Origin of the sequence: Streptomyces sp. BBFR51 (assembly GCF_044591655.1) — a bacterium.
In the GTDB taxonomy this organism is placed as follows: Bacteria; Actinomycetota; Actinomycetes; order Streptomycetales; family Streptomycetaceae; genus Streptomyces.
In genome coordinates, this window is record NZ_CP172448.1 from 140,167 (window position 1) to 165,488 (window position 25,322).

The following is a 25,322-nucleotide window of genomic DNA, read 5'->3' on the forward strand; positions in this document are numbered from 1 at the left end:
ATCCCGGTAATCAAGTGCCGGACACGAGCCCGACCCCCTGGTGAGGAACCGATGCAGTCCACCGCCCGCAACCTCCCCCAGTTGCTCGGCGAGGCACGCCGCTGGTTCGACGAAGGGCTGCTCGCGGCCCTCGGAGCAGCCGGCGCCACGCCGGTGTCCCCCACGCAGGTACAGCTCTTCGCCGTGCTGGACGACCAGGGCACCACGGTCTCCGAGCTGGCCCGGCGCATGGGTGTCACCCGGCAGACCGCGCACCAGGCCGTGCACGGTCTCGTCGCCGCCGGACTACTCGAGCAGCTCCCCGACCCCACCTCCGCCCGGCAACGGCTGATCAGACGCAGCCCGGACGGGGAACGCGCGCATCGCCGGGCCCGCACCATCCTCGAACAGCTGGAAGAACGGCTCGCCGAGCGGATCGGCCCGGAAACGGTCGAGGCCCTGCGCGGCGCGCTGGAAACACCATGGGGCCTGCCGCCCGGCCCCGACCCGGACTGAAACGGCCGCCACGAAGCCCTTCGAGAGCCACGGCCAGAGCGCGGGGTCGGTCACAGGAGGACCGCTGCCTCGGGAGCGGGTGAGCCGTTCCAGGTCATACGTGACCACGGGAGGGCGAGTTCGTCCACGCCGCGCACCTGACGGGGGGCCAGGTCCTCGATGCGAGCCGCTTCCCGGTGGCGGCCGAAGACGGTGTCGACGTAGCGGTGACCGGTGTCGGCGGCGATGAACAGGGCCGCCCGGCCCGGATCTTCGCGGCGTTCCCAGCGGGCGGCGAGATGGGCGGCGCCGGTGGACAGGCCGGCGAAGACCGCGTGCCGGCGCAGCAGGTCGACGCTGCCGGCGAGGGCGGCGCCGAAGGAGAGCCAGTGGACGGTGTCGTAGTGGTCGTGGCGCACGTTGCCGAAGGGAATGGAGCTGCCGATGCCGGCGATGATGATCTCCGGATCGGCCACGTGTTCGCTGCCGAAGGTGACACTCCCGTACGGCTGGACGCCGACGAGCTGTACATCGACGGAGCGCTTGCGCAGGTAGTGGGCGAGGGCGCCGGTGGAGGCCCCTGAGCCCACGCCGCCGACGAGGGTCAGGGGCCCGGCGCCGGTCTCCTCGTGGATGCGTTCGGCGACGCTCTCGTAGCCGAGGTAGTGGATGTCGTCGTGGTATTGGCGCATCCAGTGGTAGTCGGGATGTTCCCGCAGGATCTCCCGGACACGGGCGACCCGGCGGCTCTGGTCCAGCTTGAGGTCCGTGCTGGACCGCATCTGCTCCAGGTGGGCGCCGAGAACGTCGAGTTGAGTGCGCAGGGTGTGGTCGACGGTGGTGGAGCCGACGATGTGGCAGCGCATGTCGTAGCGGTGGCAGGCGAGGGCGAGGGCGTAGGCGTAGATGCCGCTGGAGCTGTCGATGAGGGTGTCGCCGCGGCGGACGGCTCCGGTGTCGAGCAGGTGGCGTACGGCGGCCAGGGCGGAGACGACCTTCATCGTTTCAAAGCGCAGGCAGAGGAGGTTGTCGTCGAGGCGTATCAGGTCCGGCCGGCCGACGGCTTCCGAGATGTGTTCGTCCATGGGGGAACTCCTCGCTGGTGGCGGGCGCGAAGGTGGTGAAGGTCCGGGTCGGTTCGATGCCTTCACGGTCCAGGGCTTGTGCGCAGCGGCGCAGCCTGCGCTTCAGACCGGGGGCACGGGGGTCGAAGAGGATGCCGGCGACGTTGCCGCTGTGGGCGATCTGCACGCCTGCGGCGCCCACGCTGTCGGCGATGCGGGTGAGGGCCGGGAACTCCTCGTGGCGCAGTACGCGTTGGCGCAGCCGGGCGCTGGCCGTGCTCACCCTGCCGAGCAGAGCGGTGTCGGCGTCGGTCACCGCACGGCGGAGCATGCGGCGCAGGTGCTCGTAGGCGGTGAGGTCGTCGTCCCGGGCGGGAGCGGGGGCGGGGAGGGAGAGGGTGTCGACCGGTTCGCCTCCGCCGACCGCGCACCCGATGACCACCGCCGGCGGCAGTGCGGAGCCGAGGGCTTCGAGGACTCGCCCCTCCCGTTGTGCGAAGAGCAGCGGACGTGCGCCGTGCATCAGGGGGTCGCTGGCTCCCTCGGCGCGCACCGCCAGCCGGGCGATGGTCTCCGGCGGCAGGAGCAGGCCCCACGAGTCGGCGACCGCTCGCACCGTGGCGATGACGTCGCTGGTGGACGAACCCATACCGAGCCCGAGAGGAAGGTCGCCGGTGAGCGTCAGCTCCCCGCCGCACGGTTCCTCACCGCGGCGCTCCGCGCACTCCCCTGCCGCGAGAACGGCCGCCGCCCGGGCCTTGGTCCGGCCGCCGGGCGTCACCGTCACCCGGTCGGGCGATGTGCCGGGCAGGTGTGTGAAGCGGGCGGTGCTGCCCCGGCCGGTCATCGGCAGGGTGACCAGTCCGTGGCAGGGGCGGTGCCGCTCGTCCAGGAAGACGCCTTGCAGGATCTCGCCGTGATGACAGGCGGCGTGTCCGGTGCCCGCCGTCTTGCGGGTTGCGGGCCCGGGCGGCGCCGGACGGCGGGTGGCAGCCGTCATGCGTCGGCCGCCACCCGGTAGCGGTACAGCGTCGTGGTTTCCGCGCTGAACTGGGAGAAGGGGAACGGCTCTGCGGACAGGGCGGCCACGCCCGCGCCGAGGAACGCGCGCGCCACGGCGCTGCCGGTCTGGGCGTAGACCACGAGGGGCACTCCACGCTCGCGGCAACGGTCCAGGATGGTGTCGAAAGTGCCGTTGCTGAGGGTCATGCCGGTGGCGACCACGGCGTCGGCCGTTTCGAGCACCTCGTGCATGTCGTCGGCGACCGGGTCGCCCCACTGGGTGGTGCGCAGGTTGAAGTCGCAGAGCAGGGGTGTGCCGCCGCGTTCGCGGATCGCGGCGACGAGGGGGTTGACCACCCCGATCAGGCCGACCCGCGCACCGGCCTCGATGTCCAGGAGCCCGGCGACGGCGGCGTCCCGGGCCTTCGCGCGGGTCTCGGGGGTTCCGGCGGGCAGGGTGACCGCTTCCGCCTCGGCTGCCTCGCGGTGCGGCCGTACCGCACTGAGGTAGGCGTCGAGCGCGGCGATCCGGAGCGGGCGGGGTGCTTCGCGCAGCAGTGTGTCGAGTGGCGTGCCGGAGGCGTCGTGGCATATGGAGGGGTGGACCTCGCCCGCCTCGAAGGCGCAGCCGCCGAAAGAGCCGGCGAGGCGGACGAGGACGTACTGGTTGAGGTAGGTGGTGTTCCCGCCGGCCAGCCGGGTGCCGTGGTGCACCCAGAACACGCTGGTCGCCACCAGGTCGGCGGGACGGGTGCCGTGTTCGCCCGCCAGTACGGCGGCCAGGAGTTCCTCGGTGTTCTTCATCGCCGTCCTCCGGTGCGGGGCGCCTCGTCGTGGGTGATGCGGAAGAGGAAGGTCAGCACGTCGTCCTGCCAGTCGTGGAGATGGTCGATCCGGGGAGTGAGGCCGTGGTCGAGGGCGTGCTGGACGAGGGCACGCAGGTCCGCCGTGTTGGAGGCGACGAGGTGGATCTCGCCGCCGGGGGCGAGGATGTCCTTCTCCGCGACCTGGGCGAAGAACTTGGCGAGCAGCGGCGCGCCCACGCACACGTTGCGTACGACGTCGGGGTCGTCGCTGACGCTCTGGCTGACCGCGGGCGGGTTGAAGGTGACGACATCCAGCTGGACTTCGCCGGGGAGGGCGTCGAAGACGTCACTCACCAGGGGGCGGAAGGCGGTGTCCGGGCGCTCGCCGACGAGGCGCCCGTAGTGGCGGGCGGCGACGGCCACGCTCTGCGGGTGGACGTCGATCGCGTGGATCTCCCGGGCGCCCCGGACACCCGCGGCCACGGCTTCGACGCCGAGTCCGACGCCCATGGCGCCGTAGCGCCGGCCGCGGGTCTCGATGCGGCCGTCGAGCAGCCGTTCGTGGATCATGCGGCTGGTCCAGCCCGGTACGAACACCCCGGGCGGGACGTCGAAGGTCCATCCGTTCCACTCGTAGGAGCGGGTGGTGTGCAGGTCCGCCTTGGGTTGGTTGAGGGCGACGATCTGGTCGGCCGGCAGCGGTGGCGGCAACTGCTCGAGAAGAGCGGGGCCGGTCGCCCTGCGGTCCATGGGGGGTTCCTTCCGTTGTTGTTGACGAGGCATCAGGTGGGTGGGTCGGCTTGGCCCTTCGCCTCCTTGGCCGGGAGGGAAGAGCGGGCGGGCGCTGTTCGCGCCGGCCGGGGCAGGGGGCGGCTCACGCCAGGGATCGGTGGACTGACAGCACCCTAATGGAAACGATTGTCATTGCGATAGTGTGTCGTCGGCGCAGCGGCGTGCCGTTCGCACGCCGCATGTCCAGGGCCTGCGACTTCGCCCATCCCCTGCCTGGTCAAGGCCGTTGCGGCCGACCCTCGCCCGGCCCGTCCACCGTACGAACGCACACGACAGGAGCGCGCCATCGTGCCCACCTCATCCGCCCCGCCCAGGCCCGCCGAGGTCCGCCCCGGCAAACAGCGCCCCGTCCTGCTCGACCTCGCCTTCCTCCGCCTGTGGACGGGCGCCACCGCATCGGGTCTGGCCACCTGGGCGCTGCCCTTCGTGCTCGGCCTCGCGGTCTTCGACCGGACCCTTTCCGCCACCGATCTCGGTGTGCTGCTCGCGGCCCGCACCGCGGGGTTCCTCGCGGCGGTACCCGTGGCCGGTGTGCTGGCCGACCGGCACTCGCGCCGGGGCGTCGTCCTGTGGGCGGGGCTCGCCGCCTCAGCCGCGACGCCGCTGATCGCCGCCGGTCTGGACCGCTCGGTGCTGCTGATGGCGACGGGCGCCGCCGTGGCCGGAGCCGGCCAGGGTGCCTGCCGACCCGCCTACCAGGCCCTGACCGCCGAGGTGGTGGACGCCGACCGCCGGCAGCAGGCCAACGCCGCCATGACCCTGGCGGTCCGGGTCACCACACTCGTGGGACCCTCGCTGGCCGCCCTGCTCGCCGTCTTCCTCGACACCTGGGCCCTGTTGGTGGGCATCGGGCTGCTCTGGCTCGTCGCCGCGTTCGTACCCGGACGCGGTGAGCGCCCGGCCACCGCGAACGGCATGTCTCAGTCCCCGGGCACCGCGAGCGACATGTCACAGTCCCCGGCCAACGGTCCGGGCAGTGGGTCGCTCCTCGCCGAGTTCACCGAGGGTGTCCGCGAGGCCCGCCGGCACCCGTGGTTCCTCGCCGGTCTGGGTGCGCTGACGGCCGTCATAGCCACCGGCTACTCCGCGACCGGGGTCGCCCTCCCCATCGTGAGCCGGGACGAGTACGGCACGGAGGTCGTGCTCGCCGGCGCGATGACCGCCTACACCGCCGGAGCGCTGGGCGGTGCGCTGCTCATCGCCCGCTGGCGCCCCCGCTCCCCCGGCCGGGCCGCCCTGGCCGGCCTCGCCGCCTACGGATTCGCCCCGCTCAGCCTCGTGTTCCCCCTGCACCCGGTCGTGGTGATGGCCGCCTACGCCGTCGCGGGCGTCGGCATCGAACTGTTCAACGTGCCGTGGTTCACCGCCGCACAGCGCGAAGTCGCCCCGGACAAACTGGCGCGGGTCTCCTCCCTGGACTTCCTGCTCTCCTACGGCCTCGCCCCGGTCGGACTCGCCGTCATCGCCCCCGCCATCGACGCCTTCGGCGCCCAGGCGGTCCTCGCGGGCTGCGCGGTCGTCTGCTTCGCGGCGCCGGCCGCCGCCGCCCTGGTGCCCGGCACCCGCGCATTCTCCGGCTCGGACGCCCGCAACGCCCACCACTGACCTTCGAGGGAAGCGACCCCGCCTGTGATGGGGCAGCCTGGAGCCATGCACGCACCCGTTCACCCCCACCGCCCTCACGAGAATCCCGCCGGCCCGGGCATCACCCCCGCGCGTGTCCCCCACGGCAGCGTGCGTGAGGTACGCGAACTGCTGTCCCGGGACGGGGCGGTGGTCCTCACCGGCCACCACAACACGTCCGACGCCCTCACGCTCGCAGCGGCCCAGGTCATGGGCGACCGCCTGCGTGAGCTGTACCCGCACCGGGTACGCACCTCGCACGACGGATCCCTCGTCCACCTGCATGCCGACAGCTTCGACATCGCCGTCGACATCGGCGGTGTCCCCCACCGGCGGCGCCACCCCGACGAGGATCTCGTGCTCGTCCAGTGCGCCCGCCCGGCACCGCGCGGGGGCGACTCCTTCGCCCTGGACGCCTACGCGTTCGTCGACGGCCTCGCCGCCGGCGACCCCGCGCTGAGCGCCTTCCTCACCGGCTCCGACGTCGATCTGTACGGCGCGTGGGCGGGCGTGCGGGGGCTCCCTGTGACTCCCTGGGTCGGGCGGCACGTCGAGTTCACCCGCACCGGACGGCGCGTCGTACGCCGCACGGACGGAGCCGTCCCGATCCACCGCGACCCCGACACCGAGCACGTCCTCACCCAGCTCACCCGATTTCGCGACGCCGTGCACGGCATCGAGCCGTCGCTCCCGCGGTTCCGGCTCGACGAGGGCGACATCCTGGTCCTCGACAACTACCGCTGCTGGCACGGGCGTGACGGTCACACCGGTGAACGCACCGTCCGCATCCTCACCGCACGCAGCTGTGACGCGGACTGAGGCGCGGCGCCGAACGGCGACCAGTGTCCTCGGCATCGAGGCCGCAGCGCACGTCGTCGCCGGCACTCGGGCCCGTCCGACGGGCCCTGCCGCGCCGCCGCCTCAGCTCTCGAGTTCGCGAAGGTAAGTGGCGAACTTCTCCAGGCCGTCGATGTTGCGGGGACCACTGATGCCCTCGTTGTAGTCGAGGATGAAGAAGTTGTCCTTCTTCACGGCGGGAAGTTCCCTGGTGTGGGGCGACTTCTTCAGGAAGTCGATCTTCTTCTCGGCCGGCAGGTCGCCGTAGTCGAGGATGACGACGACTTCGGGCTCCGCCTCGGCGACGGACTCCCAGTTGACCTGGGTCCAGCGCTCGTCGAGCCCGTCGAAGACGTTCCTGCCGCCCGCCTTCTTGATGATGTCGTTGGGTGGGACCTGATTGCCCGCCGTGAACGGCTGGTCAGTGCCGGAGTCGTAGAGGAAGACGGGCACCGGATCGCCCGACGGGGCCGTGGCCTTGACCGCCTCCACACGCTTCCTCAATCCGTCGACCACCTCCGTGGCCTTCTTCTCGACCCGGAAGATCTTGCCGAGTCGTTCGAGGTCGGTGTAGAGCGCCTCGAAGGGCGTCATCTTCTCCGGGTACTGCGGATAGTTGAAGCAACTCTCGGTGTGCATGAAACTCTGGATGCCGAGTTTGTCCAGGATCGCGGGCGTGATGCCCCGCTCGTCCTTGAAGCCGGAGTTCCAGCCCGCCACGACGAAGTCGGACTTGGCCTCCACCACGACCTCCTTGTTGAGGAGGTCGTCGCTCAGCATCTTCACCTTCGCGTACTCCGAGGCCCACGGCGACTCGCTCACCGGCGGATTCGCGGGAGGCATCACATAGCCGTGCACGTGCTCGGTCAGACCGAGGGCGAACAACTTGTCCGCGCTGCCGCCCTCGTAGGCGACGGCGCGCTCGGGAACCGTGTACCGCACCGGTTCACCGCAGCGCTTGACGGTGACCTTGCCGGACGCCTTGGCGTCCGACTCGACCTCGGCGCCGCATCCGCTGAGAACCAGTGTCGCCGCCAGGACTGATCCGAGTGCGGCGCGATTCCGCACGGCGGCAAGGGTTCGAGTGGTACGCATGTGTGAGTGGCCTTTCAGCGGGTGGAGTCGAGCGAATACAACAGCTGGGGATCGCCGGTCAGCGGGTGTGGGACGACGCTGGCCCTGACACCGAATACGTCACCGACCAACTGCGTCGTGAGCACGTCCGCGGGTGCGCCGGAAGCGACCAGGCGGCCCTGGGAGAGCACGCCGAGTCGATCGCAGGCTGCGGCGGCGAGGTTGAGGTCGTGCAGGACGACGAGGACGGTGAGGCCACAGTCGCGCAGGAGCGAGAGCAGGTGGACCTGGTGGCGGACGTCCAGATGATTGGTCGGCTCGTCGAGGACGAGGATTCTCGGCTCCTGCACGAGCGCGCGGGCCAAAAGGACGCGCTGACGCTCCCCGCCCGACAGCGTCAGAACGCCCCGGTGTGCGAGGTGCCGGATGTCGAGTTGGTCCATCGCCCGCTCGCACAGTTCGCGCTCTCGGCCACTGAGTGCCTGGTTGCCCCGCAGATGGGGCGCGCGTCCGAGTGCGACGACCTCCTCGACCGTGAAGTCGAAGTCGACCCCACCGTCCTGCGTCATCGCCGCGATGCTCTGCGCGCTGCGGCGCAACGGCAGCCGGGCCAGGTCCTGCTCGCCCACCCAGACGGTTCCGGAGCTGGGGCGCAGCGCCCGGTACACGCACCGCAGCGCGGTCGACTTGCCGCTTCCGTTCGGACCGACCAGGCCCACGACCTGCCCGTCCGCCACTTCCAGGGACAGTCCGCGTACGAGGCTCGTGCCGTCGATCGCCACGGAAAGTTCGTCGAGTCTCAGGTCCATGTCAGCGCCCCCCGAACGTGTAGCCCCGGCGGCGCATCAGGGCGATGAAGACGGGCACCCCCACGAGCGCGGTGATGACTCCGAGCGGTAGCTCGCGCGGGGCGACCAGGGTTCGTGCCGCCAGGTCGACCCACACCATGAAGATCGCTCCGACCAGTGGGGTGACGGCGAGCACGCGGGCGTGCGTGGCACCGACGGCCATGCGCACCACATGCGGCATGACGAGTCCGACGAAGGCGACGGCGCCGCTGACGGCGACCATGACGCCCGTGACGAGCGAGACGAGAACCAGTAGCGCCTTGCGATGCCGGTCAGGACCGACACCCAGGCTCGCGGCGGTCTCGTCGCCGAGGGAGAGGACGTCGAGCACCCGTCCGTACCGGTACAGGACCGCCAGTCCGGCGATCACGACCGCGGACACGACGGGCAGCGCGCCCCAGGTCGCGGCACCGAAACTGCCCATCGTCCAGTACAGGATCATGCTCGTCGCCTCACTGTCCGGGGCGAAGTAGACGATCAGGCTCATCACCGCCTGGAAGCCGAGCGACATGGCCACGCCCGTCAGGACGAGTCGCAGCGGTGAGAGGGCGCCCCGGTGGGAGGAGGCGGCGTACACCAGGAGCGAGGCGACAAGCGCACCGATGAAGGCGCCGACGGAGACCGCGTAGATCCCCAAGGCCGCAAGCCCTCCGGTGACCGTGACCCCGACGGCACCCACGGAGGCGCCCGACGAGACGCCGAGGACGAAGGGGTCGGCCAGCGCATTGCGCACCATGGCTTGAATCGCCACTCCGATCGCGCTCAGCCCGGCCCCCACCAGTGCCGCCAGTAGCACGCGCGGCGTACGGATCTGCCAGATGATCTGATACGTCGTCACCTCCTCCGCGTCGATGCGTCCACCGCTGAGAGCTGCCCACAGGTGGTGAGCGGTCTGCCCCGGACCGATGACGGCGGGGCCCAGACCGATGGCGACGACGACGGAGACGAGCAGGACCGAGGTCAACACCGCGCAACCGGCCAGCAGGGCCTTGCGGGAGGCGAGCCGGCCTTTCACATCCGCCGGTGGTGGCGCGGTCGCCGGCGCCTCGGCCGGTCCGGCCGTCTCCGCGTTCGCCGGCGGCAGGGAGGTCGAGGGCGGAGGCACGTGGCCTACCTACACTTTCTGTCGATAATGGAAACCATATTCAAGTCAGAGAATTTAGCATGCTTCCGCCGGCCGCAGGGCCGTGTGGAGCGTCGGTTTGTGACATGCGTCGTGACGAGAGGCCACCCACCGAAGTGGCCTCCGTCTGCCATGAGAAGGGACGGTGGCTACGCGAACATGACGTCTGAGGCACAGCGCGCCCCTGAGCCAGACCCCAGCTGTCGGCCCGCAGGGCGCCGCACCGGATGAGTACGATCACCTGTGCCGGTCTGAGTACGCGAGCGGTTGTCCGCCGCGTGCGGCGCCGGAAGGGTGGGCCCATGCGCCGACTGCTGCTGCTCGCCCCGCTGTTGCTGCTCTGCGTCGGCTGCGGCGTGGTGCAGTCGTCCGAGGACGAGGCGACGGACGCCGCGCGAGCGGTGGCGCAGCAGGCGGGCCAGCAGCTCTACGGCCGGCGTCCGCGCACGGCGGAGGAGGTCGGGCGTTCGGCTGCCGCCATCGAGGGGGTGGAGGTCCTGCGGGTGACGGGCACCTCGACACACGACGGGGACGGCGTCGACGTGGTCGTCCGCACCTCCGGCTCGGCGTACAACGAATGGTTCGACCCTCAGGAAGTCACCGTGCGGCGCTGTTTCGCGGTGCGGGTGTCGCCCAAGTCCCAGTGGCGCGAGGATCCCCGTGACGTGGACTGCCCCGACGGCCCTCCGCTGGCCTTCGCCCCGCCACCCGAACCGCCCCGGCTGCCGAACGAGGAGCTCCGCGCGAAACTTCCCCGGGTGCCGGCGGGCGGCCGGGTGGACGAGGCCGCGGTACGCCGTGCGCTCGCCGCGCTGGACCTGCATCCGGCGATCCGTACCGAGGTGAAGACTGACGGCGCCAGTGTCGGCGTTCTCCTGTCGGTGAAGGGCAACAACTACGACGCGCAGGACTGCCTTCTCGCCCGCGTGCGCCCCGGCGCCACCGAAGTGTGGGTACCGTCCCGGATCCAGCGGATGCCCGGAGAAGGCGGCTGCACCGTCGCCAACGCCCTGGACCCGATGCCGCCACCGCACTGAATGGCGTGCCGGAAAACCCGGGGCATGGGCAGCATCACGGCATCCTCGGACCTCTGCTTCGCCCTTTGTTTCAGGAGTTCTGCAGCGTCTTCCGGAAGGAGCCGCCACGCTGCAGCGCTCGCTCGATGCTCTCCAGGGACCTTCCCCGGGTTTCCGGTACTTTCGCCGCCACGAAGGCTATGCACGCGACGTTCATCAGCGCGTAGACGAGGAACGTGCCGGAGCGGCCGATGGCCTGGATGGCCGTCAGGGCGGTCACCGCGATCAGCAGGTCGACGCCCCAGAGCGTGACGGTGGCCAGACTGGTCGCCGGGCCGCGCACGCTCAGCGGCACGATCTCCGGGCCGACGAGCCAGACGACCGCCTGTATCCCGATCCCGTTGAAAAGGATGTACGCGAACAGTGCGACGATCACCGTCCAGCGCTGCGTCGCCGAACCCTCCGGACCGAGAAACGCCAGGGCCATGACCGCCATGGCGAGGCCGGAGCCCGGCAGGAACCACAGCATCGTGCGGCGGCGGCCCACCCGGTCCACGGCGATGGCACCGACCACACCGGCGACCACCAGCATCACTCCGATCCCGACGCCGGTGAGCAGGGCGGCCGAGTCGCCGAACCCGGCGTCTACGAGGATCGTCGGTGCGTAGTAGACGACGGCGTTGATGCCGGTCAGCTGGGAGAAGGCCGCGATTCCTACCGCGATCAGCAGAGCGGGGCGCATCCAGCGCTGTCGCAGGTCGCGCCAGCCGCCCGTGGGAGTGGCGGCGGCCACCTCGGTGATCTCGTCGATCTCCCGGCGTACGTCCGTGCGGGCCGGCCGGAGCCGGACCAGTACCGTCATGGCCTCCTCCCGCCTGCCTCGTTCGACGAGCCAGCGTGGGCTCTCGGGCAGGAACAGCATGCCGATGCCCAGGGCGAGGGCGGGGATGACCGCCAGGGCGAACATCGTGCGCCAGCCGCCACTGCCCGAAAGTGCCCAACCGCACAGGTAGGCGATGAGCTGCCCGCAGGCGACCATGAGCTGGAACAGCACCATGAGCCGGCCGCGGATCCTGGCGGGAGCGGCCTCGGCGATGTAGACGGGCACCATGTTGGAGGCGCCGCCGACGGCCAGCCCCAGTACGAAGCGCGCGGCGATGAGGCTCCCCACACCGGGGGCCGCCGCCGCGGCCGCGGCCCCGAGGGCGAAGACGACCGCGACCGCGATCACGACTTTGCGGCGTCCGTGCCGCACGGCCAGGCGTCCCGCGAGCAGGGCTCCGGCCATCGCGCCGAGCAGGATCACGCTGACGACGATCTCCTGCTCGCGGGAAGACAGGTCCAGGTCCTCGCGCAGGTGCAGCAGTGCGCCGGAGATGATGCCGGTGTCGTAGCCGAACAGCAGGCCGCCCAGAGCGGACACGCCCGCGACCGCGTACACCATGGCCGGCACCTTCTGCCGGCCCGCGACGGGCGCCTCGGCACTTCCGGGCTCAGTGGTCAGCTCAGGCATCGCCCATGACCAGACCCTCGATGGTGTGCTTCTGCGTGATCGGCTCCAGCTCGTCGACGATCGGGCAGCGCAGGTGCTGCCGGACGCGCTCGGGCAGGGACTCCCAGTAGGCACGGGTCACGGCCGTGTCGTGCCGTTCGCCGTTGGTGGCTTCGGGGCCGTCGACGCCCAGGACGAGCACCGGCCGGGACTTCGCGGAGTTGTTCTTGGTGCCGCGGTGGATGGTCAGTGCGGTGCGGGCCGAGATGTCGCCTCGCTGTGGGTACTTGCGCACCGCCCGCTCCTCGTAGCGCGGGTAGTGCGGACGGGGCGGGAACATACCGTGGCCGAGCTCCGGGCTGTCGTCCCACTGGGTGCCGGGTGCGATCTCGAAGGGCCCCATGTCCTCCTCTGTGTCGACGGCGGTCACGTTGAACGCCAGAGAGGTCAACCGCCGCTCGGCCCGGGTCTCCTCGGGCATGGGGAAGTCCCGGTGCCAGGGCTGGTTGACGGCACCCTCGAGCGGCACGTCGAAGCCGAGTTCCACGATGCGGTAGTCCGGGCCGAGTACGGCGGAGCAGACGGACCGCACCCAGGGGTGGTCGACGAGGTCGACGAAGCCGCGCAGCTGCTCGGGGTGGATCTCCACGTAGTAGCGGTGCGGTCCGCGTCCGACGGCGCCGCCGGGCCGTGTCACGGCTTGCCGGAAGGCAACGTCGATGTCCTCGCGGAGCCGGTCGGCCCATGTGGGGGTGAAGGCGCCCTTGCGAGCGGTGATGCCGTCCGCATAGAGGGCGTCGACGTCGGCCGTCACGTCCAGATCGAGGTCGGCCGGGGAGACGCCGGGGTGGGCGTGCGGACTCATAGGTGCCTCCTTGCACGTGCGGTCGAGCTGTTCCGAACATGTTGCATCGTTGAATTCAACGTGGCAATACCCGTCAGAGGGGATCTTGGTCAGCGCCGCCGACGGCATGCCACGATGTGCGGGTGAGCAGCAGCCTGAAAGACGTAGCCGCCCGCGCCGGGGTCTCGGCGCGCACCGTGTCCAACGTGGTCAACGGTTCCGCCCGGGTCTCCGCACAGACACGGCAACGGGTCCAGGAGGCGATCGACGAGCTGGGGTACCGGCCCAATCTCGCCGCTCGCAACCTGCGGGCAGGCCGTACCGGAGTCATCGGCCTCGCCATCCCGGAGCTGCACTCGCCCTACTTCGGCGAACTCGCCGGCCTCCTGGTCGACGAGGCCCGGCGCCGGTCGTGGACGGTGATCATCGACCAGACGCACGGAGACGCGGAGGCGGAACGGCGCCTGCTGACCGGCGACGGGGGCCGGGCCATGGACGGCCTCATCATCAGCCCGTGGGCACTGGAGGCGCAGGAAGTGGCGACCACCGCACGCCCACTGCCCGTCGTGCTGCTCGGCGAGCGCAGCCCTCAGGGCCTGGCGGACCGGGTGGCCGTGGACAACGTGGCCGCCGCGGACGAGGCGACAACCCATCTGATCGCGCTCGGGCGCCGCCGCGTCGCCGCCATCGGGCTGCAACCGCACCTGCGCAACGGCACGGCCGAGCAGCGCGCCGAGGGCTACCGCAGGGCACTGCATCGAGCGGGCGTGACGCCGAAGCCGCAGTGGGAACGCTCCGTCGCCTCACTGCACCGGCAGGACGGCGCCCGGGCCATGGCCGAACTGCTCGACGGGGACTCCGTCCCGGACGCCGTGTTCGCCTTCACGGACGAACTGGCCCTGGGTGCCCTGCACATGGCGCACACTCGTGGACTGCGGATCCCTGACGACCTCGCGATCGTCGGCTTCGACGACATCGAAGACGGCCGCTTCAGTCATCCAACGCTGACCACCGTCTCCCCCGACAAGCGACAGATCGCCCAACGCGCCCTGCAGTGCCTGGCCGACCGCATCTACAGCCCGCAAAACGAGGTGCCCGCCTTGGACCTGACCATCCCGCACCGACTGGTCGCACGGGGCAGCACCGACGGGGGGATCCAGGGCCACTGATCCGCGCCACGCCCCACCCCGCACACGCCACACGCCGAAGCGGTTCGTCGCGCGACAACATCGAGTGGAGAGCAAAGACGGCTCGACACCGGGTCGCCTGCCGCATCCCCGACTTCACAGAATCTACACATTCGAGCTCTGTGCGTATTACAGTCTTCTCCGCGCGACTCACCATCTTGTGTCGCGCATGGGACAGATGGGGCGGGCTCTTCCGCATGCCCGGGTTACGCCGTTGGGGGATTTGTGCAGAAAATGATCAAGGGGTCGAATGTGGCCCTGGCGGACCTGAGTGACAGCGTCGGTTCAGTGATCGTCAGTCTGGGCTGGAGCAGCCCCACCGGCGAGGGCGACGCGGACGTGTCCGTCCTGCTTCTGGACGCGAACGGCAAAGTGCGCAGCGACAGGGACTTCTACTTCTACAACCAACCCGTGGCCGCCGACGGAAGCGTGCAGCTACTGGGCAAGGCGCCGACTGCGGACGGCAGCGAGGACCGCATCAGTTTCGATCTCACCGCGGTCCCCTCCGAGATCGACCGGGTCGTCGTCGCTGCGAGCAGGTACGGCGGAGCCCGCTTCGGTGAGCTGCAGGACGTGAGAATCACCCTGGCCGACGCCGCCGGCGAGAGCCTCCTGCGGTTCTCCGTCGATGACGCCGGCTCCGTGACGGCGGTGATCTTCGGTGAGCTGTACAGGCGAGGCGAGGGATGGAAATTCCGTGCCGTCGGTCAGGGCTACGAAGCCGGTCTGGCAGGTCTGGCGACCGACTTCGGAGTTGACATCGAGGACGATGCGGACGCGGAGGCGCAGGCGGAAGCAGCACTCGAGAGCGCCGCAGGCGCCGAACAGGCGGAGGAGTCGGGTACGGCGCCGGCCGAGGAGCCCGCCGAGCAGTCGACGCTGGAGGCCATCCCTGCTCCTCGCCGGCCTGAGGACGAGGTCACCGAGCCGACGAAGTCGGCCGCTCGCCCTCGCACCGCGAAGAAGAAGGTCACCATTCCCAAGGCGGTCAAGAAGACCCTGGCGGAGAACGACGCCTGGAGGCAGGCCAGGCTCTTCCCGGTCTCGGTGCTCAAGAGCGACCGGGACCGTGAGATGCGCGCCACCTCGGTCCTGCTCTCGGTGATGGCACAAGTGCCGGAGTTCAGCAGGAGACTCACCGCCGGGTTCGGAGCTCCGTCGGGCCGTATGGAGACGTTCACAGAGGTCTCCCTGCCGCATGGGGACAGCCCGCGCCGCCCCGACGGCGTGATCCGCATCGAGCGGGCCGGCAAGTTGTGGACCGCGCTGGTCGAGACGAAGACCAACGGCAACGCACTCAAGGCCGACCAGGTGCAGGCGTACATGGACATCGCCACCCGACGGGGTTACGAAGCCGTGATCACGCTGACGAACGACGTCGCGCTGGAGGGCAGCCCACTCATCGACGTCAAGATCGACAAGCGTCGAAAGCACAAGGTGGCCCTCTGGCACATGTCCTGGGCAGAAGTCGCCCACCAGGCGCAGATGCTGATCAGACACGAGGGCGTGAACAACGCGGCGCACGCCTGGCTTCTGCAGGAGCTGCTGCACTACCTGCAGCACGAGAACTCCGGCTGCCACGGCTTCCAGAACATGGGGCCCGCCTGGGTCCCCGTGCGCAACGGGATCGACGACGAAACACTCTGCCAGGGCGATGCCCGAGCACTGGAGGTCGTCGAGAACTGGGAGCGGCTCATCCGCCAGGTCTGCCTCAGGCTGGGCGGCGAACTCGGGCAGAAGGTCCTGCCCGTCCAACGCGCCAAGCGCGGAACTGACCCCACCGAACGCCGAATCCTCCTCGCCGACCAACTCTGCCTCCACGGACGGCTCCAGGCAGAGCTCCGCATCGACGGCACGCCCGGAGTCCTGGCCATCAGCGCCGACCTGCGAACCGGCAAACTGCGCACCGGCATCGAAATCCCGACTCCCGAGCAGGGCTATCCCCTGAGCTGGGCCAAGCGACTCGTACGGCGACTGGGCGAAGCACCGGCGGACCTCCACGTCGAAACCCTCGTCGACAGCGACACCGGAGGCCCCCGCGGAACACTGGAGCGGCTCCGCCCCGAACCGGCGGACCTGCTTCCCAAGGACAACGGCACCAAGATCACCGGATTCCGCCTGTCCCTGCTCAAGAGCATGGGAAGCGGCCGCGGCAATGCCGAGACCGGCTTCATCCGCAGCGTCGACGACGCCGTAAACCGTTTCTACACCACCGTCGTGGTGCACCTGGACACCGCGACAACGCGCCGGACACCGTCCAAGGACCGCAGTACGACTGGATGACGCGCCGAGGCCTGCCGGGAAAGACACGGCAAGTCGGCAAGTCCGACCCCATCGGTGCGGGGCCGCCCGCCGAGCTCTCCGCGGGCAAGGCCGCGTCCATGGCCACCAACCAGCTCAAGGCCGTGCTTGTGGCGGCAGGAGCCGGCCTTGCGCGCGCCCCGATTGTTCAGCGCCGCATACCGCCTGGTGAACAACGTGGGAGCGCGGTGGAATGAAGGCCGGAGCCCAGGAGGTGTGGTGTGTCATGGTTCTTGTTCGTCGCGCTCTTGGCGGGCGCCGCTGCCGTGGCGATCGTCATTCGACTGAGGCGCCCAGCGTTCTTTCCGGAACCGCACGCCCCTGCGACACGGTTCCGGGACACGCGTCTGCTCGTCCGGCGGCTGGTCACAGCGGCGGTGACGCTGGGGGTGGCGGCAGCGCTGTCGTGGGCGCTGATGCTCATACCACCGGTCAACGACGCCGTCCTCGGCGACCTGCCGCGCGACCTGCGTGACTTCGCCCGGATGTGTGAGGACGGCGGCAGCGACGAGAACGGCGAGTCGTTCCCGCGCGCCGCCTCCTACGAACCAAAGGGCGGCAGCCCGCACTCATGGGTGGCCATTGAGGACGCATGGCCTGCCCATTCCTCCTCTGGGACAGACACGAAGGAGCCGGTCGACCTGGACCACGAACCGGCCGCGGACTCGGTCCAGTTGGTGTTGTGCAGCAAGGTCTCCGGGGCTGTTCCGGGCACGGAGATCAGTTGCTCGTACACCAACGGCCCGCTCGGCTACGGTCCCGTTACCCAGACCGTCGAATTCTCCCGGGGCAGCTACGTCGTGAGCGTCTTCGAAGCGCGCACCGGTGAACTCGTCGCCAGCCGCACCCTGCGAGGCGACAACACGGTCGAATGCGCCCAGTTCGTCGCGGAGGAGAGGGCGGAGCCCCGATACACGACGCCCCCATGGGATGCATACGCCGGCCTGATCAACGGGCTGTCCGCCCCGCCCTCCGGCACGTGAACGGCGTTGGCAATTCCGGGGCCCTGTGGGAGGGGGTGGTCAGCGCAGTCCGGCGAAGAGATCGTTTTCGGGCACGGCCGCGCCGGTGGTGTCCCGGACACGTACGAAGGTTTCCACGCCCATCAGCTCGCCGAAGCGATCCTTGCCCATCCTGAGGAAGAAGATGTTCTCCCCCTGACTGGCGTGCGCGGCCAGTGCATCGAACTTCTGGCCGCTGAACGCGGTGGTGTCCACCCATGTGGTGACCTCGTCGTCAGGGAGTCCGATCTCGGCCATCGCGGCGGTCTCGGCAGGGTCCGGCTCCGGCATGTCCCCATCGAATTCACGCATGATCTCGCCGAACCGCTGCAGCCCCGAGCGGGGCATCGTCGTCCAGTACACCTTCGGTGTCAGGGAGGTCATCTCCAGCGCCGCCATCGTGATGCGGTGGGCCTGGATGTGGTCGGGGTGACCGTAGAAGCCGTTCTCGTCGTAGGTGACGACCACGTCGGGTCGGTAGTGCCGCATGAGCTCCGCGAGTCGGGCGGCGCCTTCTTCCACTGGGGTCTGCCAGAAGGATCCAGGGGCGTCGTTGCTGGGCCAGCCGACCATGCCGGAATCGGCGTAGTCCAGCGTTTCCAGATCGCTGATCTTCAGGACCTCACAACTCGCCTCGAGTTCTTGACGGCGCATCGAGACGACGGCCTTCGGATCGTGTCCGGGATCGCCCGGCTTGACGCCTCCCGGTCCGTCACCGCAGCCGCCGTCGGTACACGTCACGAGAACCGTGCGAATGCCCTCCGACGCATACCGCGCGAGGATCCCTCCCGTTCCGGTCGCCTCGTCGTCGGGGTGGGCGTGCACTGCCATGAGCGTCAGTGGCCGATCAGTCATGAAGCAGTCCTTTGCAGAAGCTGTTGCCTTTGTGTTCCGGGCGCGTGCGGCGCAAGCCGGTCAGCTGATCCAACGTGCCGACCGCGCCGACTGTTCCCGGCGTGACCTGCACCTCTCGGTGCCGCGCCGGATAGGAGGTGACAGGTCCGGTACGGGGACAGCGACCTTCGGTGATGGTGCCCGTTCAGCACGCCGTCACCGGCCCTTGATCTAGAGTGCGGTCCAGCATCTAGCGTCTCCGCCATGACGACACCTCAGCACAAGATCGGATCGGGTTTCGGCGTACGGAGCACCGCGGACGACGTCCTGAGCGGGATCGACCTGTCCGGCCGCACCGCCATCGTCACCGGTGGCTACTCGGGGCTCGGTCTGGAGACAACCCGCGCCCTGGCCGGTGCCGGAGCCCGTGTCGTGGTCCCCGCCCGGCGACGGGCAGCCGCTCAGGAGGCGGTCGAGGGCATCGACGGCGTTGAGACCGACGACCTCGACCTGTCCGACCTCGAAAGCGTCCGCGGCTTCGCCGAGCGGTTCGTGGCCTCGGGTCGCACGGTCGACATCGTGATCAACAACGCCGGGGTCATGGCCTGCCCCGAGACGCGGGTCGGCCCGGGGTGGGAGGCGCAGTTCGCCACCAACCACCTGGGTCACTACGCGCTGGTCAATCACCTCTGGCCGGCGATCGCCCGTGGTGGCGCGCGCGTGGTCGCCGTGTCCTCCGGCTCGCACGGCATGACCGGCGTGCGCTGGGACGACGTGCAGTTCGAGCGTGGCTACGACAGATGGCTGGCGTACGGGCAGGCGAAGGCCGCGAACGTGCTGTTCGCCGTGCAGCTCGACGCGCTCGGCCGCGACGCCGGAGTCAGGGCGTTCGCGGTGCATCCGGGCAGCATCCTCACCCCGCTGCAGCGCCACCTCGCGAAGGCGGAGATGGTCGACGCGGGCTGGATCGACGAGAACGGCGACCCGAGGGATCCCACCTTCAAGACGCCCGGGCAGGGCGCGGCGACGCAGGTGTGGGCGGCCACCTCCCCCCAGCTGGCGGGCATGGGCGGGGTGTACTGCGAGGACTGCGACGTGGCCGAGCCGGCCGGCGACGGCTCGGAGGGCGGCGTGCACGCGCACGCGACCGACCCCGGGGAGGCCGCACGCCTGTGGGCACTGTCTGCCGACCTCACGGGCGTCGACGCTTTCGCGGCGGCAAACCAGCCACCTCACGTCGCGGGTCACACGCCAATCTGACCCGAGAAGGCCCGAGCGGCGGGGCGGCGGCTGGATGCCGCCGCCCCGCTCCTGGCTGCTCTGCTGCTACTGCGGCCGTACCGGATCGCTCTTCGCGCTTTCGGGCCCCCGCCCTGCCATGTTCTCCGCGGTGACGGTGAAGGTGTAGGACTCCCCCGCGGCGAGGCCCTTCACTTCCGCGTTCGTGGATCCCTCGCCCGCGCCGACCGGGGCGAGCGGTGTTCCGTCCCGGTACGGCCGGATCTGATAGCCGGTCACCGGAACGCCGCCGTCGAACGCCGGAGCCTTCCACCGCACCGTGGCACGACCCTTGCCGGCTGTCGCCGTGACCGCCTCGGGGGCTTCGGGTGCCGAGGGCACGGCGTCCACCTCGAACTCCAGCAATCCGTTGTTGAAGCCCGTACCGCCCACGGTCTGCAAGCGCACCCAGTCGAAGGTCTTCATGGCGAAGTTCACGGTCTTCGGCCCCTTGGCGGGGATGTCGTCGACCTCGACCCGGCTGCCGTCGGAGAAGGTCAGGACGCCGCCGTTGGCATCGTCCTTCGTCGTACGGTCGGACAGCACGATCCGGTCCGCCTTGATCTCAGTCGGCCAGTTCAGCTGCACCCACGGGTCGAGTTCTCCGTCCGAGGCCCAGTCCGCGCCCGGCGTGGCGCCGCCGGAGTCGCAGCCGTCGTGGACGTTTGCCGCCGGGTATTCGTCGCTGTACTCGGACGACGCCGTAACCTCGACGTCCGGCCGGCAGGCGGCGTTGCCGCGCAGCTTGGCCTTGTCGAGGCCGATCTCGACCAGCTTCGATGCGGTGGCGTCCCCGCTGTCGGCGGAGGTGGCGGTGACGCGCACCCGACCGTCACGGTGGTTGACGGTCAGGATGCCGTCGCCGTCGATCTCCGCCTTGTCGGTCGGGGATCCGTCCGGCTCGGTCACCGTCCAGAACACCTCGTTGAGCGTGGCGTCGGCGGGTGCGACCGCGGCCTTGAAGGGGGCTTCGCCGTAGGGCTCGTCGAGCCTGTCCGGACCGCTTACGGCGATGTCCCGCACGAACGTGGGTGTGTGTCCCTCGGACTTCGACTCCGACGGCGGCAGGTGCTTGGTGCCCCAGTCCTTGTTGGGCTCGGAGTCCATCCACAGCTCCAGCGTTCCGCCGTCGGCGAGCTGGTCGTGCCGGAACCAGGCGTTGTCCAGCCGCTTGCCGTCCAGTCTGGCGCGCTGGATGTACATGTTCTCGGCCGAGTTGTGGTGCGTGACGATGCGGAAGCGTTTGCCCTTGTCGTGGTGCGGGTCGAGCTTGATGGTGATCTCGTCGAAGACCGGGGAGGTGATGTCGTAGACCGGCCCCGGCAGACTCCCGCCGGTGACCTCGAAGAGGCCCATGCCCATCAGGGCACTCAGGGCGCCCATCTGCCCCTGGTCCTCGTCGTAGTGGCCGTAGCCGTCGTCGGTCGCGGTCGAGCCGTAGGTCTTCTCCTTGACCTGGCGCACCCAGTACTGGCTCAGCCACGGCTTGCCGACGTAGTTGAACAGGTGGGCCATTTCCAGGCCGGGCTGGTTGCCGTAGGAGACGTATCCCTCCCCGTACTCGCCGATGAAGTTGTCCTTCGCAGCCCTCGTGAAGGCGTAGTTGAGCTTGTCCGCGTACGCCGTCTCGCCGCCCATCAGGTTGGCCAGCCCCATCACGTCCTGAGTGGTGAACCAGCCGGCCTGCCAGGCGTTCGCCTCGACGAAGTCGTCGGGGGCGAGCGGGTCGAAGGGGGAGCGCCAGCTGCCGTCGGCGTTGCGCGGGCGGATGAAGTCGGTGTCCTCGTCGTAGAGGTTGCGCCAGTTGCGGGAACGGTCCTCCAGGTACTGGTGGGTGTCGGTGTCGTCCCAGGCCTCGAACTCGTTCAGGCCGACGTTCTCGCCCTCGCCGCCGGTGGCGGTGAACTTGACCGAGGTGACGTTGCGCTTCTTGAACCGGACGGTCTTCCTGCCACCGTCGGCGGGAATGTCCTTCACGTCCAGGCTGGAGCCGTCGCTGAACTCCAGCCGTCCGGAGCGGACGTTGCTGTCGTCGTCCGCGCGGTCGCTGAGCACCACCTTGTGCAGTGTGCGCGGTGTGTCCCAGGTGAGCTCGATCCAGGGAGCCTTCTCCCCCGCCGACGCCCACTCGACGTCGGCGGGCGCGCGCAGCGGCCGGCCGTCGATCGCGTGGGCGGCGCCGTGCTTCTCGTCCAGCTCGGACGAGGCCGTGGCCTTCGCGTACTGGGTGGCGTTGATGCCCCGTTTGCCCAGCTGCTTCGCGAACTGTGCCAGCGCCCAGTCCTGATTCGCGTATTCAAGCGTCTGGCCCGCACCCTGGCCCGTCGTGCCATTGGGCACGTAGCCGAGGTCGAGGTACTCGCGGTTGCCGCCGGTGCCCCAGCCCCCGTAGTCGAACCAGGCCTTGTCGAACAGCCCGCCCATCGACTGGGCGTCCATCATCGCCTCGTACGCCAGGTCCGCGTCGAAGTCGCGGATGCCCTTGTTGTAGGCGCCGGTGATGAAGGACGTCACGGGTGAACCGCTCATCACCATCGAGTAGTTCCCGGCGACCGGCCCCCGGGGCAGCAGCTCGCCGTCCTTGTACATCTGCAGCTGCGACTTCACCAGGCTGCCGTAGATCTCCGGATACGCGAGGCCGAGGACGCTGTTGAGGTTCCACTGGGTGAGCCACAGCGCGTCGTAGTTGTACATCGCGAACTCCGGCCTGCCGTCGCGACCGATCGGTACGCGTCCGACCCGGTCCCTGCCCCAGGTGTTGTCCAGGTAGGCGCCGTCGACGTCGCTGACCGTGCTGCGCCCGCACAGGACGTGGAACAGGTCGGTGTAGAACTTCTCCTGCTGCTGGTCGGTGCCGCCGCGGACGTCGATGCGGCCGAGCATCCGGTTCCACTGCTTGTGGGCATCGGCCTTGACCGCGTCGAAGTCCCAGCCGGGGAGCTCGGTCCGCAGGTTCTTCTCCGCTCCCGCGGCGCCGGTCAGGGACAGGCCGACCTTCATCTGCACCTGCTCGCCCGCCTCGAGACGGTCGTAGCGAACGTAGGCGCCCGCGTCGTCCCCCGAGACCTCGTCGACCGGCTTTCCGCCGTCGGCGAGCTTGCCGCCGGCCCAACCGTGCAGGGAGTCGAAGGGCTTGTCGAAGCGGATGTCGAAGTACAGCTTGACCTTGTGGTCGGCGTCGTCCTCGCCGAAGCTCTCGCCGTGCTGGAGGACATAGCCCGCAATCTCGTGGTCGTTGCTCCTGGTGACGTGGGCGCTGTCCATGAGCGCCTCGCCCAGGTGGCCGCCGAGGTTGACCAGGATCTCGCTGGGGCCGGCCTGGTCGTACGTGTAACGGTGCATGCCCACGCGATCGGTGGAGGTGAGTTCCGCATCGATGCCGTACCGGTCCAGGTGCAGCTTGTGGTAGCCGGGTTCGGCGACTTCACCGTGGTCGTGGTCGACGTGCGACTGCCAGCCCTCGTCGCCGTCGAGCTTGGGCACGCTCTCGCCGCTGGTGGGCATCACCTGCACGCCGGACAGGTTCCAGTCGTGCAGGTGGCTGAAGCCCTTGACCTGGTTCTCGTTGCGCCGGTAGCCGGTGCCCCGGGAGGAGTCGGTGCTGGTGTCCGGGCGCAGCTTGACCATGCCGAAGGGTCTGCCGGCCGACTGGAAGAAGAAGTACCGGCCGATGTCGGCCTCCACCCACGGGTTCACCTGGTCCACGTAGTTCCGTTCGGTGCCCGCGGACGGCGCGGCCGCGGCGACGGGCGCGCTCGCGCCACCGTCCACCACACCCAGAACCAGCAGGAGGGCGCTCAGCAGTAAGGTCACGCGGCGGGCGAACCGGGGTACGACGGCTCGGGCGGCCCGCCCGTCTCTGGGGCGACCTGGCATGGAAGTCTCCTCGCACGAGGGGTTAGCGTTAACGTGAGAATCCAAGGCTGGAGCGTCCCTGCTTCCCAGGGTCGTGTCAATGACGCCGACACGGCCGAATTCCCCGGGACACCCCGTCGCGAAGTCCCGCAGTCAACCCGCGCAACCGCTTGACCATGGGGATCAACGAGCCTGGAGTGAGTACCGGCAGCCTGGTCCCACGGGTGCGAATCCAGCTTCCGCAGGACCGTTGACGCCTCTGCGACGCGCCGCTAACTTCCGTGTGAACGTTAACTCCACGTTCGGAGGTCCTTCGTGTCTCAGGCAGCGATACCCGGCGCGAAAGGCGTGGGCAGGTCCTCCACCAAACGGATCTACTTCTTCGGCGCCCTCGGCGGCCTGCTTTTCGGCTACGACACCGGCGTCATCGCAGGCGCTCTGCTCTACATCCGGGACGAGTTGGGCCTGACCCCGCTGACGGAGGGTGTTGTCGTCAGCTCCCTGCTGGTGGGGGCGATGGCCGGAGCGACCACAGCGGGAAGGCTCGCCGACACCCTCGGCCGGCGCCGCGTCGGCATGGCCGCGTCGGTCGCCTTCGGCGCGGGCGCGCTGGCCGCGGGTCTGGCACCCAACACCGCGCTGCTGGTCGCCGCCCGCGTCCTGCTGGGCCTCGGTGTGGGGGCGGCCTCGGTCGTCGTTCCCCTCTACCTGTCGGAGATGGCCACCACGCGAAGTCGCGGCGCGGTGTCGTCCCTCAACCAGTTGATGATCACCGTGGGCATCTTCGTGGCCTACGTCACCAACTCGCTGCTGGCCCCGGCCGAGGCATGGCGCTGGATGCTCGGCCTCGCGATCGTGCCCTCGATCGTGATGCTGGCGGGCCTGATCGTGATGCCGGAGACGCCCCGCTGGCTGCTGCGCAACGGACGGGAGGAGGAAGCCCGCGAGGTGCTCGCACGCACGCGTGGCGCGACGGAGATCGAGGCCGAACTCGCCGAGATCCGCCAGGTGGAGGCCACCTCCCAGGAGCGGGCGGGACTGCGGGAGATCTTCGCACCCTGGCTGCGTCCCGCGCTCGTGGTGGGCATCGGACTCGCCGTACTCAATCAGGTCGTCGGCATCAACACGATCATCTACTACGCGCCCACGACGCTGACCAACGTCGGGTTCAGCGACTCCGCCGCGATCTACGCCAACACCGGTATCGGCGCGGTCAACATGGTGATGACGCTGGTGGCCATCTGGCTCATCGACAAGGCGGGCAGGAAGCGGCTGCTGCTGACCGGAGCGGTGTGCATGTGCGTCAGCCTGACCGTGCTGGCGGCGACTTCGCTCCTGCTGCCCGAACCGGACGGCCTGGGTGTGGTCGGCGTGGTCACGCTAGCCTGTCTCGCCGCGTTCATCGTCAGCTTCTCCGCGTCCTGGGGTGCGGTGTGCTGGGTGGTGATCAGCGAGGTGTTCCCGCTGCACGTGCGGGGCGCCGCGGTCGGCTTCTGCACGATGCTGCTGTGGCTGGCCAACTTCGTCGTCTCGCTCAGCTTCCCGGTCCTTCTCGACGCCGTGGGCATCGGCTGGCTGTTCCTCGCTTTCGCGGCGATCTGCGCCTTCGCCCGTGTGTTCACGGCACGGTTCGTCGTGGAGACCAAGGGGCGCAGCCTTGAGGACATCGAGCTCGCCCTGCGCGGCCGGAAGGCCTGACCTCCGCGCCGACCGCCCCCTTGACGGACCTCGACGGACCTCGACGGACCTCGACCACGCGGGACCACGGCACACGGACCGCGACCGCCCCGACCGCACTCGCCCCGGCGTCGCTCCCGTACCGCCTTGACTGGGGCCGGACCCCGCAGCTTACAGTTAACGATAACATTCTG

20 protein-coding genes are annotated in these 25,322 nt (G+C 69.7%); 9 read left to right on the forward strand and 11 right to left on the reverse strand.

The features are described from left to right. Positions 1–51: 51 nt before the first annotated feature. The gene (locus tag ACGH7X_RS00675) at positions 52–495 is read left to right on the forward strand and encodes a MarR family winged helix-turn-helix transcriptional regulator (RefSeq protein ID WP_399880241.1); all 444 of its coding nucleotides are present in this window, start codon (positions 52–54) and stop codon (positions 493–495) included. 50 nt (positions 496–545) lie between these two features. On the opposite strand, the gene ACGH7X_RS00680 is transcribed toward ACGH7X_RS00675, so the two are convergent. Genes ACGH7X_RS00680 through ACGH7X_RS00695 form a run of 4 tightly spaced genes read right to left on the reverse strand, consistent with a single transcriptional unit; the run spans position 546 to position 4,096 of the window. Further along, positions 546–1,559, reverse strand: a complete 1,014-nt coding sequence (locus ACGH7X_RS00680) for a pyridoxal-phosphate dependent enzyme (RefSeq protein ID WP_399880243.1) — start codon at positions 1,557–1,559, stop codon at positions 546–548. Beyond that, a complete protein-coding gene (locus tag ACGH7X_RS00685) occupies positions 1,480–2,538 on the reverse strand; it encodes a GHMP kinase (protein WP_399880246.1) in 1,059 nt (352 codons plus the stop codon). The genes ACGH7X_RS00680 and ACGH7X_RS00685 overlap by 80 nt, the downstream gene beginning before the upstream one ends. Beyond that, entirely contained in the window at positions 2,535–3,344 is an 810-nt protein-coding gene (locus ACGH7X_RS00690; protein ID WP_399880249.1) for a Rossmann-like domain-containing protein, read from the reverse strand. The genes ACGH7X_RS00685 and ACGH7X_RS00690 overlap by 4 nt, the downstream gene beginning before the upstream one ends. Next, a complete protein-coding gene (locus ACGH7X_RS00695) occupies positions 3,341–4,096 on the reverse strand; it encodes a methyltransferase (protein ID WP_399880252.1) in 756 nt (251 codons plus the stop codon). The genes ACGH7X_RS00690 and ACGH7X_RS00695 overlap by 4 nt, the downstream gene beginning before the upstream one ends. A 330-nt stretch (positions 4,097–4,426) precedes the next feature. On the opposite strand from ACGH7X_RS00695, the gene ACGH7X_RS00700 reads away from it, so the two are divergent. Continuing rightward, on the forward strand, positions 4,427–5,743 hold the full coding sequence (locus ACGH7X_RS00700) for an MFS transporter (protein ID WP_399880255.1): 1,317 nt from the start codon (positions 4,427–4,429) through the stop codon (positions 5,741–5,743). Between the two features lie 45 nt (positions 5,744–5,788). Further along, positions 5,789–6,580, forward strand: a complete 792-nt coding sequence (locus ACGH7X_RS00705; protein WP_399880257.1) for a TauD/TfdA family dioxygenase — start codon at positions 5,789–5,791, stop codon at positions 6,578–6,580. A 102-nt stretch (positions 6,581–6,682) separates the two neighbouring features. Here ACGH7X_RS00705 and ACGH7X_RS00710 read toward each other — a convergent pair whose 3' ends face one another. The 3 genes from ACGH7X_RS00710 to ACGH7X_RS00720 are packed head-to-tail and all read right to left on the reverse strand — an operon-like array spanning position 6,683 to position 9,502. Beyond that, positions 6,683–7,693 (reverse strand): ABC transporter substrate-binding protein, encoded by a 1,011-nt coding sequence (locus ACGH7X_RS00710; protein WP_399880260.1) that lies wholly within the window; start codon positions 7,691–7,693, stop codon positions 6,683–6,685. Between the two features lie 14 nt (positions 7,694–7,707). Next, positions 7,708–8,481 carry an ABC transporter ATP-binding protein gene (locus tag ACGH7X_RS00715; protein WP_399880263.1) on the reverse strand — a complete coding sequence of 258 codons (774 nt, stop codon included), beginning with the start codon at positions 8,479–8,481 and terminating at the stop codon, positions 7,708–7,710. A 1-nt stretch (position 8,482) separates the two neighbouring features. Continuing rightward, positions 8,483–9,502: a FecCD family ABC transporter permease gene (locus ACGH7X_RS00720; protein WP_399896679.1), complete on the reverse strand. Its 1,020-nt coding sequence runs from the start codon at positions 9,500–9,502 to the stop codon at positions 8,483–8,485. A 443-nt stretch (positions 9,503–9,945) separates the two neighbouring features. Between ACGH7X_RS00720 and ACGH7X_RS00725 the strand changes: the two genes are divergently transcribed. Then, positions 9,946–10,680, forward strand: a complete 735-nt coding sequence (locus ACGH7X_RS00725) for a translation initiation factor IF-2 (RefSeq protein WP_399880266.1) — start codon at positions 9,946–9,948, stop codon at positions 10,678–10,680. Positions 10,681–10,750: 70 nt separating this feature from the next. On the opposite strand, the gene ACGH7X_RS00730 is transcribed toward ACGH7X_RS00725, so the two are convergent. Together ACGH7X_RS00730 and ACGH7X_RS00735 are read right to left on the reverse strand one after the other, a co-directional pair. Beyond that, entirely contained in the window at positions 10,751–12,172 is a 1,422-nt protein-coding gene (locus tag ACGH7X_RS00730) for a sugar porter family MFS transporter (RefSeq protein WP_399880268.1), read from the reverse strand. Next, positions 12,165–13,016 (reverse strand): phytanoyl-CoA dioxygenase family protein, encoded by an 852-nt coding sequence (locus ACGH7X_RS00735; RefSeq protein WP_399880271.1) that lies wholly within the window; start codon positions 13,014–13,016, stop codon positions 12,165–12,167. Before ACGH7X_RS00735 ends, ACGH7X_RS00730 begins: the two co-directional genes overlap by 8 nt. Positions 13,017–13,138: 122 nt before the next feature. Here ACGH7X_RS00735 and ACGH7X_RS00740 point away from each other — a divergent pair, with 122 nt between their 5' ends. The 3 genes from ACGH7X_RS00740 to ACGH7X_RS00750 all read left to right on the forward strand — a co-directional run bounded on the left by ACGH7X_RS00740 (position 13,139) and on the right by ACGH7X_RS00750 (position 17,466). Then, complete coding sequence (locus ACGH7X_RS00740; RefSeq protein ID WP_399880274.1) at positions 13,139–14,164, forward strand: LacI family DNA-binding transcriptional regulator; 1,026 nt, start codon at positions 13,139–13,141, stop codon at positions 14,162–14,164. 252 nt (positions 14,165–14,416) lie between these two features. Continuing rightward, on the forward strand, positions 14,417–16,465 hold the full coding sequence (locus tag ACGH7X_RS00745; RefSeq protein ID WP_399880277.1) for a TerD family protein: 2,049 nt from the start codon (positions 14,417–14,419) through the stop codon (positions 16,463–16,465). A 251-nt stretch (positions 16,466–16,716) separates the two neighbouring features. Beyond that, entirely contained in the window at positions 16,717–17,466 is a 750-nt protein-coding gene (locus tag ACGH7X_RS00750; RefSeq protein WP_399880280.1) for a hypothetical protein, read from the forward strand. Positions 17,467–17,505: 39 nt separating this feature from the next. On the opposite strand, the gene ACGH7X_RS00755 is transcribed toward ACGH7X_RS00750, so the two are convergent. After that, positions 17,506–18,339, reverse strand: coding sequence for a PIG-L family deacetylase (locus tag ACGH7X_RS00755; protein WP_399880283.1), 834 nt, complete (start codon positions 18,337–18,339; stop codon positions 17,506–17,508). Between the two features lie 243 nt (positions 18,340–18,582). On the opposite strand from ACGH7X_RS00755, the gene ACGH7X_RS00760 reads away from it, so the two are divergent. After that, entirely contained in the window at positions 18,583–19,578 is a 996-nt protein-coding gene (locus tag ACGH7X_RS00760; protein ID WP_399880286.1) for an SDR family NAD(P)-dependent oxidoreductase, read from the forward strand. 66 nt (positions 19,579–19,644) lie between these two features. Here ACGH7X_RS00760 and ACGH7X_RS00765 read toward each other — a convergent pair whose 3' ends face one another. Then, positions 19,645–23,409, reverse strand: a complete 3,765-nt coding sequence (locus tag ACGH7X_RS00765) for a glycoside hydrolase domain-containing protein (protein ID WP_399880289.1) — start codon at positions 23,407–23,409, stop codon at positions 19,645–19,647. A gap of 357 nt (positions 23,410–23,766) precedes the next feature. Here ACGH7X_RS00765 and ACGH7X_RS00770 point away from each other — a divergent pair, with 357 nt between their 5' ends. Then, a complete protein-coding gene (locus tag ACGH7X_RS00770) occupies positions 23,767–25,149 on the forward strand; it encodes a sugar porter family MFS transporter (protein ID WP_399880292.1) in 1,383 nt (460 codons plus the stop codon). Positions 25,150–25,322: the final 173 nt, after the last annotated feature.